A 16,023-nucleotide genomic window follows, 5' to 3' on the forward strand; every position below is an offset into this window, starting at 1 on the left:
GACGGACGCTTGCTCCTCGAAGCCATCGGATTCGGAGATGCGGCCAGCGGCCCGCGCTTCGGCGAACACGCCCGAGAAATCTCAAAGAACTTGCCCGGTGTAGGCTTCTCGACGGTCTCCGTCAGTCCATTGCGCAATGCATTGGCGGTCGTTCAGGAAGATTTCGGTGCTGAAATCGCCCGCCAGATCGCCGATCGTGTCGCGCCGCAGCCTCAGCGGACGCGCTTCACCCCCGCCGTCGGCGAGAACGCGTCCGCTTACGTTAGCGAACAGATTCAGGCCTCTGCCAAGTGGTTGGAGGCGAACGGCGACCGGGCGATCGCCATTGATGAGGCGGCGCAGGTCGCCGCCATGAGTGAGCGGAATTTCCTGCGGCGCTTCAAGATCGAAATGGGCGTCACGCCATCAGATTATCTGTTGTCGGTGCGGCTCGACATGTGCTGCCGCCTTCTTGTTGAAACCAATCTACCGATCGACAAGATTGCGCGTCGTTGTGGACTCGGGGGAGGTGGCTGGCTCGCGAAACTCTTCCGCAAGCATCTTGCGACAACGCCAACCGAGTATCGCGCCAGTAAGCGGCCCATGAGCACATCGTAGCAACGGGCGTAAGTCATCAGTCATGTCGATTCAGTTGCCGTAAGGAGCCCGGTAGTGATTTGTCCGGGTGTCGAACTTGTTTCGCGGTCGGCGGTACGGGTCGCCGCTGAGCCGCCTCGCGCTGTATTGTAATTGTCTCGCATAAGAGTTCAGTCATCGGTGATGCATATGGCATCACCGATTCGATGACGGATAATAGGCTGCGTTTTAACGACCGAATCGATAGCCAATTTTTGCTGCTTAAATACAATTTGATAATTTGCGACTTGTATTTTCTGGAAATCAGAAGGCTATACACGTCATAAACTTATTGAATTGACAGTCACGAAAAAAACGGTGACAGCCTCGCGACTGGTGCGCAAACGATTGCGACGCATGTTCAAACGTTTGCTATCTGTAAGAAGTGAATAATTTCGGTGTGTCCTTTGAATTTCTAGCAATGGAACAGTGAATAGTCCAGCTTGTGGTGTGACAGATTCAAATGAATGCCACAACGCTCGAAGTCCGCGCACTTTGTGCGGGCAAGCCGCCGGCGACCGGGCAGGAAGCTGACGGCTGTCGGCAGCCCGTCGATGCGGAACTTCGACACCGAACCCATCAATGACATTCGGGATCTCTCATGCTGAAAGTTACAAAGGCGGTATTTCCGGTAGCAGGTCTCGGCACCCGGTTCCTCCCTGCCACGAAGGCAAGCCCGAAGGAGATGCTGCCGATCGTCGATAAACCGCTGATCCAGTATGCAGTGGAAGAGGCGATGGCAGCCGGCATCACCGAAATGATCTTCGTCACGGGTCGCAGCAAGCGCGCAATAGAAGACCACTTCGATAAATCCTATGAAATCGAGGCGGAACTCGAGGCGCGTGGCAAGGCCAAGCTGCTGGAGTTGGTGCGCAGCATCAAGCCGAGCCACGTTGACTGCTTCTACGTGCGTCAACCGGAAGCGCTCGGTCTCGGCCATGCGGTGATGTGCGCCGAAAAACTGGTGGGGGACAACCCGTTCGCCGTGATTCTCGCGGACGACTTGCTGTACGGCACGCCGCCCGTGATGACGCAGATGATCGAGGTGTTCGACCACTACCACAGCTCGGTGATCGGCGTCGAAGAGATCCCGGCCGCGGAGACGAAGTCGTACGGTATCGTCGACGGCAAGGAGTGGGAAGACTCGATCATCAAGATGTCGGGCATCGTCGAAAAGCCGGAGCCGGCTGTCGCGCCGTCGAATCTCGGCGTCGTGGGCCGCTATGTGCTGAAGCCGCGGATCTTCGAACATCTTCGCGCGCTGAGGCCGGGCGCGGGCGGCGAATTGCAGCTGACGGACGCAATCCAGTCACTGCTCGCCGACGAGCAGGTGCTCGCGTACAAGTACCATGGCACGCGTTTCGACTGTGGCAGCAAGCTCGGTTACCTGAAGGCGACGGTGGAATTCGCGCTGAGGCACCCGGAAGTAAGCGTTGAGTTTCTGGCGTACCTGAATGAGCATCTACCCCTGTTGTCCAAAACGGACTGTCGCGATTGGCGACCAGACGGGGCAAACTTGTCTGCACTGCATATGTAACGGGCCGAACTGGAGGCGCCGGTGATTGCGTCTGTGCAGGCTCGACACGAGTAAAAAAGCCTGCTCGTCCGGGGAGAGGAGCAGGCAAAAATCCGAGGAGTTACGGGGTTGATCTGCCTACCCCTCGGAGGACCAAGCGATAGCTTAGCTATTCGAAGTGCATTGGGGCGAGAGTGGCGGACAAGGCTAAGCTTTTGACTGAATGCTGCGTTGTTGGACTGGCGAACACAACAGACTCGAACCAAAATGAATCTGTTGTATCCGCAACCGGGTGCAATAAAACGCGGCACTGATCGATTGTCTGGCCCATTAACTGCCACTTCGTCTACGTCCCCGTTCCCGACCCGCCAGTGCCACCCGTGCCACCCGTTGGAGTACCCGTCCCGCCACCAGAAATCGGCGCCGCAGTTCCAGCCGCCGTAGCGGCAGCAGTCAACGAAGCCGCCGGCTGCCCAGTACTAGTAATCGCACCCGCGGTCTGCAGAGTATCGAGATCCGCATCCGCGCCAGGTTGCCCCGGAGTGAACGAGACCGTCAGAAATGATGTTGACGAAACGGTGATGCCGTACTTCGTCTTTATCAGTTGCACGACTGCCGCCTCAGCATTCGCGATCACCGTACTATTCGTCATCGCATTCTGAAACGTCGCATTGCTGGAGATCCCAGACAGCAGCCCGCTAACCGTCGTACCGAGTTGCCCAGCCAGATAGCTCAACAGCAACTCCGTCAGCGGCGTCACATTGAACGTTCCCGGACCTGTTGCAATCGAATGGATCGTGACTGCACCGCTTGATGCGGTAATTGCGCATGGGGGATCGAATGCGAACGTGGCGGAATACGCGCCGTTACCATTCGCCGTAGCGCTACCCGTGCCGTTCTTGCACGTCAGTACGACGCTCGCATTCGCCAAAGGTGCGCCGACCGCAGCAGTGCCACTGATCGTAGCGCTAGGCGAACTACCACTATCGCCCCCACCACCGCACGCAACCAGCGCACTGGTCGCAAGAGCCACCGATCCGAACTGCAGCGTGCGCAGCGTGGCGCCGTTAAGAAGCTTCATATCTAATCTCCAAAGGAAGTCACTCACAATTGACTGGCACAAACGCCTGTCCGTCGCTTACGCCTTGCAAACTGTTGCCGCAGACACCATGCCCAAGCGCTGCACCCTTCGAACTCGTGGGGGCGCCTACTTGCGGCTTTGGCTTCGTCACGTCGCTATCAGGCCGTGCGTAGCGCAGATACGCATCGCGCATCCGATAAAGTTGGGTTGCAAAATATTCGCCGCTAAAGCGTCCTTGATTCAGCAAGAACTGCTGGGTGCTATAGGGGAAGCTGATGTTCTCCGCTGCGTTCGCCGTCAGATAGTTCGTCGACCCGACTCGTGTGCGGAAGTCAAGCCCGAATTGTTCGGAGCCGTATACCTGACTGATCCCCGGCCTCATGCCCTGACGCAGCGTTAGCGGGAAGCTGATAGCGGCGCCCACAAACGTGCCCTGTCCGCTATGTTCGCCATGCACGCTGACGGATACATCGTCGAACCAGCGCGTCAACGTCGCGACCGGCCCCTTGTCACCGCCCACAAAGCGCGCGACACCCGCTTCGATCCACAGCTTCCAGGACGGCTGCACCCAGCGATAGGTCAGCACTGCGTTTTTCTCGCTCGGCAATGCGTCATGACCTGGCTCGTGATGCAAATAGGCAAGCCGCAAGCGGATCAAATCAGGCCGGCCGGGCACGAACACCGTCGTTTCGTTTTGCACACCAACATACGAGTAGTCGAATCTACCCACCGATGCCACGTTGAACACGCGCGGCATGATCCAGAAGCTTTGAGCCAGCGCGACCGCATTCAGGCCGCCGCGCAAGCGGTAGTTGCTAAAAACACGGCCCTCGTCCATGTTTTTCGTGTTGTACAGCGGCGCGATATAGCTCGCATACAATTCCGCACCGCGCCAAAGTGGCACGAACCCTTCAATGTTCGCTCCCAGCGAAACATCGAAGTTGCCGTACTCGGTGCCGTAAAGGTAGCTGACAATCGGCTCGATCTGAATACGCGTCAGCCCGTGGCTGTGCTCATTGCCATACCACACTATCGAGTCGGCGTCGTAAGTCGGACGCGTACGCATCGTTAGCGACGCGCTTGCAGCCGACGGCGCGCCGCCGGCAACGAACTGCGCAAACGCGTCGCGATCGACGGTGACTTCGCCTAGCGGCTCGTTAGCCTTCTTGATGACGACATGAATCTTTTCGACACCATGCGGCGCATTCACGCTTGCCACGCCAAGCACAATGCCCAGCGCGTCCGCTTCGTTCTGGTTGTAGCGATGGTTTTCGTACTCGACCACCAGATCGCGTCCACTGACACCGATACGCACACGCTCGAGGCCGGCCACAAACAGTTGCCGGGCAATATCGACGAGCGCGGACGTATCCAGCGCTTCCGGAATAGCAGCCGCCTGCGCATCCGATGATCGAGCAGGTGTTGCGTCGCTAAGCATCACCGACGCATACGATTGCAGTGGCGGCACATACGCAATCGGCGCTCCGACCTGCGCATTGGTATTGCTTGCGACCGCACTCGTATCGATCGGCTGCAGGCTGGCAAGCCGGATCGATCCGCCATCGCTCTCGCCCTCCGCCGCATGGGTCACAGGTACTTGCGGCCCCTGGCATAAGCCATCGGCGCAACGGTCAGCGCTAAAGCGCTTACCCAACGGAATCTGAATACCCACTGAGAACGACGTGCGTGGCGAAACACCATTCGTTGAGCGGATCGAACGCATGACCGTACCGATCACATTCGCATCGGCCAGCCAGCTAACGCGTGGAGACTGATAACGAACGCCGGCGTACGGTGTTTTCGAATCGTCTTCGGCAAGTAGCGACAAGCCCGTATTCCAAAGCGACAGTTGCGCACCGCCAAAGAACCCGTCAAGACGATCACCCTGTCCATAACCGGCAGAAAGCGTAACGGGTCCGAATGCTTGCGACACCACACCATATTTCGAGCGGAAAAAGTGAGTTTGGCCGCCGATATCGGTCACGCCAAATGCGATGCCTGGCTGATACTTGAAGAACTTCGGCACCTCGACCTTAAGGTCACCCATCAGGTGACGAAAGAGGAAGTGGTCCGCATTGCTGAATGGTGCGGGGACATCAGCCGGGTAATTGGCGAGTCCACCGGAAAACTCCACATACGGCAGCAATCCGACTGCGCCCCAGTACATCTGCGAACCCGTCGCTTTCTTCCCGTAGCGCGGATCGATGTAATTGTTGTACTGCGCCTCTATCGTGCCTTCCGGCAATACAAACGCATACGGAATTAACAAACCGCCTGCCTGACCGAGCGAGTTCAGTGCTGGGTCGATAGCGTGCGCCGACGCGGAGAATGCCAGTGCGGCGCCGAGCGCAAGCGCTTGCGGGGCGAATTCAGGTTGTTTCACGCGCAATTTGCTGAGCCCTTTTTATAGTGAACACGTTGCACAGGCTCAAGGCCAACCCGATACCGGGGTGCGCCCCAAGCCACAAGCTTCTTTCGAACAAAAAGTTGTCACCGGCACGCACGAAGGTATGCAACGCAAGCAGCTATGCAGGCATCAAAAATTCGACCAGGTGACCGCTTGTTATGGGACAACCGCTTGTCTTTAGCGCTGGAAGGTACTGCTTCGCTATTTCGTCGTCCCGCATCAAATGCACATCTTTCACCGCTCCGATATCGGGGGCGTTATCTGGAGAGCCTCGATCGCTGGGTTCGATCCTATAGAACCATTAGAAAATTCGATATCGGGTGTCTGAATCGGACCTCATATTGGCGAATGCAGCCCTGGCGGCGCGAGTACCTTCTCGTGTCGCTAGCTCGCCCATTTGAGAATGCTTCATGTGGATCTTGCATCGCGGCTTCGCGCAAATGGCGAAATCCCTCAATAATTCGGCGGACGTGGCAAGATCAAAGCCGGAATATTCCATCCTGAGCGTCTCCGCCTTCAATTGATTCAGTGGCATTGCTCTATGCGGCCATTCATGCGACAGGGGTTACGGCGTTTTCTTGTGTGCTTATACCAGACGGCAATGCTAATGCACATTGCGTCGCCTGGCTTCACTCACGGCTATCCGCGATGAACCCAGTTGGGAAGTTGCTCGCTTCGTCGAGCGGAACATGGACGGGAGCTTGTATGGGTATCGCTTTTTCGACGCTTTCCAGACTTTGCTTTGCGTGGATCATTGTCTATCTGATTTTCGGTTTTCTGTATTCCACATGGACCGTGATACAGCATCTCAACAGACTCGTTCGTATTGAAATCCGTTCGCGTCGTGAGTGCAGATCAATGGACGCTGTCTGGCGACGCGTATTGAGGGAAATGAGACGGTACGCGGCTGCCGTGCTTCGAGTCGGCATCATGTCGTATTGCGTCTCCGTGTTTCTATCGTAGGCCGTGTTTCGAACAAAGTTACGATGCTTCCGTTCGATACGCTCTCTGTTGTCCGGTTCGGTCAACACCGTGTCTTGATCGGCCAATCGCGTCCGCGATACATGCCTGTCAACCTATGATTTCACCTGGCCTTCCGAGGGGAGGTCAGACGGACCCTCGGAACCCCTCGGAGTTTCGAGCCTGCCGCCCGGCGCGAGCAGGCTCCTTTTTCTCCACACGGCATCAGCAAGTACCCGCCCGTAAAATGCAGCCCCGCTATTGGTTACGCTTTGTTGGCCGCCAAATCAAATAAGACAGGATTTCTAAGCGAGATCGTGCCAAGTTGGAACCGACAGCAATACCGCGTTCAACAGAGGTTGCAAAGGTTTCGAATTTTCCCGTTGCACCTGGAACGCCAGGCTCGAACTGCGGACATGCGAATGAAGCGGTGCGCCAGGGGACCATCGATCCAGATCTATTCCAGAAACGTCAGAAACAAAAAAATACCGTACGCTGCTAATATCTTTCGCATTCCGTCGTGCAATCTCCGGGGGGGGCACACGACATGACATCTCGCCGTCTGCCTGAGTACCGGGCTGCGCATCTTGGTGACAATATCAATGCGGCCATTGTCACCGGTACAGCTGCATCGGTTTTTGAGGAAGTCGTATGTGTGGCCGCCACGATTTGCCAAGTGCCGATCGCTGCGGTGAGTTTGCCGGACCCAGACTCGAGGTGGCTCCATTCAGATGTCGGGTTATCCGCAGAAGAGTGGATGGCCGCTGAAGCGGTGTTCTGCCTGTTCGTCCGGGGCGACCATCACGGATTAGAGGTAGTCGACACGGCTAACGATCCGCGCCTTGCCCAGAATCCGTTCATCTTCGATAGACGCGAGATTCGGTTCTATGCGAATGCGTCGATCGTTCTCCCGACGGGACACTGCATTGGTGTGCTGTCGGTGGCGGCATGCGAGCCCCGACAACTGACTCATATCCAACGCGCTGCATTGGACAGCCTGGCTCACATTGTCAGCGCCTGTCTGCTCAACCCCTCTACGGGCGCTCTCGCCGGTACATTGTCCGAAAATGGATTCAATCTGAACACACTCCCTGAACAGGAAGCAGACCTCGTCGTGCTGGCCGGTTCTGGTGGAGAGATTGGCTACATTAGCGACGCCTTCGCACGCTATATGGGCAGCTCCTCGCTGAGCCTTGTGGGCGCCGACCTGCTCAATACCGTTGCCGATGACGACCGCGCATCGGTGGCTGCGGCTCTGCGCGACGTGATGACGCGTCGATCAAGCGCGACGGTGGTCGTCCGGATGGCCTCGACGGATAAAGTCGAGCGCTGGGTGCGCTGGAACTATCGGCCGATGACAGACATCGCTGGACGGATCGTAGCGATTCATGCCGTGGGACGCGATGTTAGTGAGCGTAGGCGCGTCGAACAGGCGTTGACCGAAAGCGAGCGGAGGGTTCGCGAACTCTACGAACGCACCCCGGCCATGCTTCATTCGATCGATGTACAAGGCAAGCTCATAAGCGTGAGCGACCTATGGCTTCGCACGCTTGGGTATAGCCGGGCTGAGGTACTGGGGCGCTCCTCATCCGATTTCCTGACGCCCGCGTCACGCGAATATGCCCGTCAGGTAGTGCTTCCCGAATTCTTCCGCGTCGGCCATTGCCGCAACGTCGAATACGAAATGGTCCACAAGGACGGTGAAGTGATCGACGTATTGCTGTCCGCCTTTCTCGAAAGGCAGAGCGATGGCACACCATGGCGCTCCGTGGCCGTTATCGAGGACATCACTGAGCGCAAGAAGATCGAGGCAACCCTACTCGAGAGCGAGCGCCGATATCGCGCGCTTTTTGAACACATGCAGGTGGGATTCGTATTGCTGGATATTGTCAGCGATGCAAACGCGAAGGTTGTCGACTTCCGGTTCATCGCGGCAAACCCAGCAATTGCGAGGACGAGCCAAATTCCGTCCGAGCTCATGATCGGCAAGAAGGTCTCTGAGGTATTTGCGGGACCGGCTGACCAGGGATGGGACTGGCTCGGCACGCTAACTTCGGTTGTACTCACTGGCGATCCAGTTGCGCGGCAGGATCTACCCGCAGCGGGCGGCGGCTGGTTCGATATGGTGGCATATCGTCCTGGTCCGGATCAGTGTGCTGTTCTGGTCCTCGAGACGACTGAACGAAAGTGGATGCAGGCGACCCTGGCAGAACAGCATGAATTCCTCCAGGTAACGTTGCATTCAATCGGTGACGGCGTCGTCACGACCGATCCGGATGGTCGCGTCACCTACCTGAATCCAGTGGCGGAGCGGCTAACGGGCTGGTCCATGGCTCAAGCGCGCGGCCTTGACCTGGAGGACGTATTCGATGCGCGCAACGAAACAACCCGCGTACGCGCTCCGAATCCCGTTGCGCAGTGTTTGAGCGAGAACCGCGTCGTGGGTAGCACGGACAATACTGTGCTGATATCACGGCGTGGTGCAGAACATGGGATCAAGGATTCCGCTGCCCCGATCGTCAGTACAATTGGCGAGGTCCTGGGTGTCGTACTGGTGTTTCACGACGTGACCGAAGAACGTCGGCTCGCCAAAGAAATGAGCTACCGTGCCACGCATGACGCCCTGACCGGGTTGCTAAATCGCGCGGAGTTCGAAACGCAACTTAACCGCGTGCTTTCCCATGCACGCGAGGCGGGCAGCAGACATGCCGTGCTATACATCGACCTGGACCAATTCAAGGTCGTGAACGATACCTTCGGTCATATCGCCGGCGACCAGCTGCTGCAGCAAGTGACGGAGCAACTGGGGCCGTGTATCCGGGCAACCGACACACTGGCCCGGCTAGGAGGTGACGAGTTTGGTGTCATCCTGGAGCAGTGCGACCCGGAGCGGGCTCGTCGGATCGCCTCCCAGATCTGTGAGCACCTCGACGAATTTCGATTTGTTTACAACGAGAGACGCTTCCATATTGGTGCAAGCATCGGTCTGGTGCCGATTGACGATCGCTGGCCGACGACTGCAGCTGTGCTCCAGGCTGCCGATAGTGCGTGCTACGCCGCCAAGGACGCCGGACGTAATCAGGTGCACTCCTGGTTTGACGCCGACCAGGTTGTACTTGCACGACGCGGCGAGATGCAGTGGATCACACGTCTGGAGCAAGCCCTTGACGAAGACCGTTTCGAGCTATATGCCCAGCGCATACGGGCACTTGGTCGCGAGGAGAAGAACCGCGTTCGGTGCGAACTCCTGTTGCGTCTGCGCGAGCCGGATGGGAAGCTGGTACTGCCCGATGTCTTTTTATCAGCGGCTGAACGTTTCCACATGGCCTCACGCATTGATCGCTGGGTGGTCAAATGCGTATTCACGTGGATAACGCACCATCGTGACCAGTTGGCCCACGTTGATAGCATCGCGGTGAACCTCTCCGGCCAGTCCATTGGCGACCGCGCCTTCCATCGATACGTAAGGGATCTGGCTGACGCTTTGCAATTTGACACGCATAAGCTTTGCTTTGAAATCACAGAGACAGCGGCGATCACGAATCTGTCGGTTGCGACGGAATTCATCGAGTCGCTGCGATTGCGGGGCATACACTTCGCCCTGGACGATTTCGGAAGTGGCGCGTCGTCGTTCGGTTACCTTAAGGCGCTACCCGTGGATTATCTGAAGATCGACGGACAGTTCGTTACCAATCTGGAACATGACCCCATTGATCAGGCAATGGTCCGGTGTATCTGCGATGTGGCAAAAGCAGTCGGCAAGCGAACGATTGCGGAATTCGTCGAAACATCAGCTGTCGCGGCATTGCTGCAAGATCTGGGAGTTGACTATATCCAGGGGTACTTCGTCCATGTGCCTGCCCCTATGGAGGAAATTCTTGTCAGCGAAATTGATGCGCGTAGCTGACAAACGGCGCGGACGTTGCGCCCCAGCGCATCTGTGGCAGGTCGACCGCATCTGGCACGCCGCGAGCCGGTACTACCTGCGCGAGCGGGGCGCTGCGGGAGTCTTCATCGGAGCGCAGGCAGCGTGCTAACTGGCGCTGTCTGGCAAGACGTATCAGATCGAGAGATCGTGCAGATCGTCACCGGAGGCCTTGAACGCGTGCGCGGATAGCCGGAATGGCGGCTTAGGTCTCTTTCAGATCGAAAACACTGTAACTGTCGTATGGCCGCTAGCTCGTTTCATTGCCGCTTTCAGCCAATTCCGTGGCCTTGTCCGCCACTCCGACCGTCATAAATTACTGTCGGTCTATGATCGTGACCGGTCATCTCTGGAGATTCCCTCGTAGCGCCCTCAGAGATTTAGCTTGCCGCCTTCCGTTGATCAATTCTACGGCCTCGCAATATAAGCAGTACTCTGCATATCGATCTCGCTCGCCCCTCGATCCTTACCGCGACAAAGCCCAAGCGGCCCGAAGGCCTTTCCTTGCACATCTCGGTAGTCGGTGGGTGTCGTCGAAAGATACTTCCGGAACAGCTTCGCTAACTGGCCGCCGCTGCCGATACCGCAGCGCCGTGCAATCTTGTCGACAGGCAAACGCGATTCGACAAGCATCCGGCAACTCAGGTTCAGACGCGCGCGAATCAGATAGTCGGACGGCGTCATGCCGACCTCGCTCTTGAAACGGCGCAGGAAGTTGCGCTCGCTCATCGCAGCGACCTGCGCCGCATCGTCGATAGAGATAGGACGATCGACGTTCGCTTCCAGCCAGCGCGCCGACGCCAGGATCTTCTCGCTGATCTGCGGCGCCGCGCCAAGTGTGATCGACGAGTTGAACGGTGTGTTGGGTTGCGGGGCAATCGACTCGGCAACCTGCTGTGCCAGATCGGAGCCGAGATCCTCTTCGACGATACGCAGCGCCGTCGATACGGCGCCCGGCGCTTCTGTCAGCGACCGCGCTGGATGCAGACCGTGCGCTTCAATACCGCTATAGAGAAGCGGGCAGTAGCGACTGGGCAGCCCGGCTGCTTGCAGCAGCAACTGGCCTTCCGCGATCGGATGCACGATCTCGCTGAACGGATGCCTGCGGCGCAGCCAGTTGCTCAGCCGCTCGTCGCGGCATGCCTGCTGTACGCCCGCACCGCCGGCAATGAACAACAGATGTGTCTCATTCGTGCCTCGGTGCGACTGGACGTCGTCGGTCCAGACAAATACCGATGACGAACTGGCGATGCGCCCGCCCGCGGCGGAAAGCAGCGAGACGTCGTAACGTGCACGGCCCGATCGCTGTGCGGCGACGAGCGCGTTTGCCTTCTGGAAGATCTCGATGATTGCTGCGACCGTAGGCAGTGCAAACCCATTGAACAGCGCGATGTCGATGCGAGTCAGCGCGTTCGTTTGCATCGGCACGGCACTTTGCCGCGCGCTGTGCGGCAGAGTATGTACCAAATCCATTTAGTTTTCCCCGGAAATGTGTGGTCTGCAAAGTCTTCTCCCCAAGACTCTGTCTTTTTCTTATATGAGCATGCTATACATATGATTCTCTTGTCAGTATTTAATGGCCGAATTAGCCAACACATTGGCTGTTGAGGACACTGAGCAGCGAGATAGCGGGTAGCCTTGCTGGGCTTATGATTCTACCCCGCGAATTGGCAAGATTTCGAATGTCCAGTGCATATCTCAACAAATTGAGACGGAGTGTATAGAGAATCTTTTTATAAATTTATGTGCGATGATGAATAGTGGTTTGTCAATATCGGTGAATTGACCATTACAGGCGAAATATCTCGTAAGTAATGCAAGTTGGGTCTATGTTGACCCAACTTGGTGCATTCGCTACACCGCGTCGCACGCTGTCACTAAGCGCCACTGCCGACGCCGGGAAAGTAGGTGCCTCAGGCCATTCGTGGGGCGACGTCCAACGGCTTGGTCTTCTCGGACAGAAGTTTTCCGATAAACGCCTCAAAACGGTGCGACACACCGGAAGAGGTAAAATTTCGCCCGGCCGCTCAGGATATGCCCTTGCAAAGGCGTGCCACGCGTATCGTTGCCCAGCTACGCCGTAGGGCAGTGGCCTTGTGCCGGTTTCGAAGGCACTGCATCACGATACGTCCTGGGATACGGTGCATCTGCACGTTAAGGCAATGCGATACCTCGCGAGCCGACTCGGCTTTGCCGTCACGCCGGAATCCAACGATCAGGGTTCGTGGGACTCGGCGTCGTTCGGGCCCCAGGCTTTGAACCTGCCGATCGCCTTGCGGATTGCTCAATACTCTGGGGCCCCGCCAGCCGCCGAATGGTGGCTTTTTTGGCGTATGTGGTCTGCTGCCGTTCAGCAGGTGTTCGTTTGCGATTCGCCCGGATTTTCACGAAAGGCGTTTCCCGTCCCCTTGCGCACGGGGAACGCTTGTGTCATGTGACGCGCGATGTTCAGTTCGTTCACCGCACTGGCATCGTTGTAGTCGGGCGCGCGGGGGATAAAAAATTTTTAGCAAACGATTGCGCGTGAACCTAAATAAGCTCTGCGCGCGACCGTTAACGGGTTCATGCATAAACAAGACATTCAGACAATTGTTTCCGCGGCTCGCGAAACGGCCGACTCTATCGTCGGTGCGCGCGAGTGGAAGACGGCCGAAGATGCCAACGCGATGCACGATGTGATCTTCTGGGACATGCTTGCCAAGCGATTGCCTAACACGAACATCGCCGATCTGCTGTCAATGTTCGATTAGACGGCGTCATCGGCACGGGTCAGGCGAGGCATCTCCACAGCTCGCGGCACAATCGGCCGCGTGGCGCGTTCATGGCCGTGGACGGCAGTCGCAATCGTTGACGAACCAGAGCGTGTGCCGACCTGACCATCCCGCTTCCTGATCGACAGTATCTCTGGTGTTTCGCGAACCTCTACACGAGTAGTTCCCGACGTCATCCATGCCGCCTGGTATAGAAGCGGTCCACGAAAAAGAACCTGCCGTCCGAGGGAGCGGCAGGCTAAAAGATCGAGGGGTGGGGTTGCCTCAGAGAAGCCCCCCTCGAAAGACCGAAGCGGAGCTTATTCGATCGGAACATGTGGCGGACGCAAGCGGCGGATTTGGTCAACATGTTGACTGAACAGCACATTAAAGCAGGCTCGTCCTGGCGAGAGGGGGCCAAATGCTCCCTCCTCAGAGGTAAACGTCTGGGGTCTGTTGCAGTAAGGCGGTCCGCGATGATGTGCGGAACAAGATGAACGACTGAAATCTCGATGAGGACGTTGAATCCGGCAGCGGCCCGTGTGCTCAAACGCCTGCATTATCCGTTGCTACTCCTTACCGCGACAAAGCCCACGCTGCCCGAAGGCCCTCCCTTGCATATCCCGGTAGTCGGTGGGTGTCGTCGAAAGATACTTCCGGAACAGTTTCGCTAACTGGCCGCCGCTGCCGATACCGCAGCGCCGTGCAATCTTGTCGACAGGCAAACGCGATTCGACAAGCATCCGGCAACTCAGGTTCAGACGCGCGCGAATCAGATAGTCGGAGGGCGTCATGCCGATCTCGCTCTTGAAGCGGCGCAGGAAGTTGCGCTCGCTCATCGCTGCGACCTGCGCCGCGTCGTCGATGGAGATAGGACAATCGACGTTTGCTTCCAGCCAGCGCGCCGACGCCATGATCTTCTCGCTGACCTTCGGCGCGACGCTGCGGGTAACTGACGAGCCGAAGGGCGTTTGGTGCTCTGGCGCGACCGAGTCGGCGACCTGCCGCGCCAGTTCGGGCGCGAGATCCTCTTCGACGATGCGCAGTGCCGTACGCACGGCAGCCGGCGCTTCGCTCAGCTGCAGCGGCGGATACGGGGCGCGCGCTTCATTGCCGCTATAGAGTAGCGGACAGTAGCGACTGGGAAGCCCAGCCGCCTCCAGAATCAGCTGGCCTTCCGCGATCGGATGCACGATCTCGCTGATTGGATGCCTGCGGCGCAGCCAGTCGCTCAACCGCTCGTCGCGGCACGCCTGCTGTACGCCGGCACCGCCGGCGATGAATAACAGGTGTGTGTCGTTGGTGCCTCGGTGCGAGTCGACGCTCTCCGTCCAGACGAACACCGACGACGAGCTGGAGATGCGGCCGCCCGACGCCGAAAGCAGCGAGACGTCGTAGCGTGCTTGGCCCGATCGCTGCGCCGCAACGAGCGCGTTCGCCTTCTGGAATATTTCGATAATCGTTGCGACCGTAGGCAGCGCAAAGCCATTGAAGAGCGCTATGTCGACGTGAGTCATCGCGCTCGCTTGCGTCGGCGCGGGAGTTTGCCGCGAGTAGCGCGGCGGCGTACGTACCAGCTCCATTAATTTCTTCCCCGGAATGTTTTGGTTTGCAAAGCCTGTTTAGGGACCCTGTCATTTTCTTATGGACGCTTGCTATACAAATTGTGATGGCCTCAGTATCACGTGGTTGAATTGGTCAACACATTGGAGGGCGATTTCGACGGGATCGCGTAAGCCGAAATCGGTGCAGTTTGGTCGTTCTTCGCTGCCTATCATGGCGGCCGGCGTTTGAGTTTATGCAACAACGCTTCACGAACGAATAGAACAGAGTCGTTCATGGAAACTTGTCCAGTCGATAGCAAGCAACGGAATGGTTTTGTCGCCTCGAGCGCGATATGAAAAAAATCGCATCCAGCCGTCAAGGAAAATACCCTGCCCGGGTCGAAGTACGCATGGCGGTCTCGCAACATGAGGCTGACTTACGCCTACGATTTGTTCGGCGAGGTCATCAAGCAATTTGTGATTGCGGTCCGCATGCGAATTTGCGCTGTCTGTCTGCATTGCGAGGTACCGCTCAACGGCCTCCTCTACAAGGTAGGTGGACAGTTCCACAAACGACGCGCCAACCTCATCGAGGATTGTCGCAACAGTCGCGTCCTCCGCCGCGTCTTCCGTCGTGCGTTTGAGCGCCACTAGTCTTACGTGTCGCGGGAGCTTTCCAAATGAAGTTTCGCTGCGTCGCAAGGCGTCTTGAAATGTCGGATAGCACGCTAGCCACTGACCTGTGACCCGACCGGCAATGTGAGGCGCAGCGACAAATATGTCGGCTGGGGCGATGCCTTCCATTTGTGTAAGCTCTCTCCAATTATTGTTATAAAAAGTATATCGATGTACCTGCGAGCTTGCAAGACGTGCGTGTGTACACATAGGTTTTGCTGCGGCAATAGTTGAGTTATCGGCTGCGCCGGCAATTCTTCGCGAATGGCATCAAGAACCGAGCGTTCGTTCCGAAAAACATTACGTGGGAGGCATAAGCGGCGCGTCATCGCGCGATTCGCGAAAAGAAGGACGCGTTGCAATCGTGAGACAGTCACCGTGTTTTAACTGACGTGCCAGTTTATGATTGCGGCCACTGCGTGGCCTAGGAGGTTGTCGGAGTTTGCGCCGAGGTTGGTCATCCGGGCGGGCACGTTGGGCGTTAATGAATCAGCCAGTTCACTGAGAGAGCCCATAGATGAGTCGCTTCGTGCCCGTTGATCGTCAGACC

At 57.4% G+C, this 16,023-nt stretch carries 8 protein-coding genes; 4 read left to right on the plus strand and 4 right to left on the minus strand.

The genetic code is table 11. The features are described from left to right. Positions 1 to 9: 9 nt before the first annotated feature. Entirely contained in the window at positions 10 to 597 is a 588-nt protein-coding gene (locus GNZ13_RS20255; protein WP_407945649.1) for a helix-turn-helix domain-containing protein, read from the plus strand. Positions 598 to 1,216: 619 nt separating this feature from the next. Then, positions 1,217 to 2,152, plus strand: coding sequence for a UTP--glucose-1-phosphate uridylyltransferase GalU (gene galU / locus GNZ13_RS20260; protein WP_236002093.1), 936 nt, complete (start codon positions 1,217 to 1,219; stop codon positions 2,150 to 2,152). Positions 2,153 to 2,477: 325 nt separating this feature from the next. Here galU and GNZ13_RS20265 read toward each other — a convergent pair whose 3' ends face one another. Beyond that, on the minus strand, positions 2,478 to 3,212 hold the full coding sequence (locus GNZ13_RS20265; RefSeq protein ID WP_172167525.1) for a carboxypeptidase regulatory-like domain-containing protein: 735 nt from the start codon (positions 3,210 to 3,212) through the stop codon (positions 2,478 to 2,480). Positions 3,213 to 3,231: 19 nt separating this feature from the next. Further along, positions 3,232 to 5,595: a YjbH domain-containing protein gene (locus GNZ13_RS20270; protein ID WP_328807259.1), complete on the minus strand. Its 2,364-nt coding sequence runs from the start codon at positions 5,593 to 5,595 to the stop codon at positions 3,232 to 3,234. Between the two features lie 1,531 nt (positions 5,596 to 7,126). Here GNZ13_RS20270 and GNZ13_RS20275 point away from each other — a divergent pair. Further along, positions 7,127 to 10,486: an EAL domain-containing protein gene (locus GNZ13_RS20275; protein ID WP_172167527.1), complete on the plus strand. Its 3,360-nt coding sequence runs from the start codon at positions 7,127 to 7,129 to the stop codon at positions 10,484 to 10,486. Between the two features lie 426 nt (positions 10,487 to 10,912). Here the strand turns inward: GNZ13_RS20275 and GNZ13_RS20280 are convergent, their stop codons facing one another. Beyond that, complete coding sequence (locus tag GNZ13_RS20280) at positions 10,913 to 11,977, minus strand: GlxA family transcriptional regulator (protein ID WP_236002094.1); 1,065 nt, start codon at positions 11,975 to 11,977, stop codon at positions 10,913 to 10,915. Positions 11,978 to 13,068: 1,091 nt separating this feature from the next. Here GNZ13_RS20280 and GNZ13_RS20285 point away from each other — a divergent pair. After that, positions 13,069 to 13,254, plus strand: coding sequence for a hypothetical protein (locus GNZ13_RS20285; protein ID WP_172167528.1), 186 nt, complete (start codon positions 13,069 to 13,071; stop codon positions 13,252 to 13,254). Positions 13,255 to 13,823: 569 nt separating this feature from the next. On the opposite strand, the gene GNZ13_RS20290 is transcribed toward GNZ13_RS20285, so the two are convergent. Continuing rightward, positions 13,824 to 14,837, minus strand: a complete 1,014-nt coding sequence (locus tag GNZ13_RS20290) for a helix-turn-helix domain-containing protein (protein WP_172167529.1) — start codon at positions 14,835 to 14,837, stop codon at positions 13,824 to 13,826. Positions 14,838 to 16,023: the final 1,186 nt, after the last annotated feature.

Source organism: Paraburkholderia elongata (assembly GCF_013177735.1).
GTDB classification, from domain to species: domain Bacteria; phylum Pseudomonadota; class Gammaproteobacteria; order Burkholderiales; family Burkholderiaceae; genus Paraburkholderia; species Paraburkholderia elongata.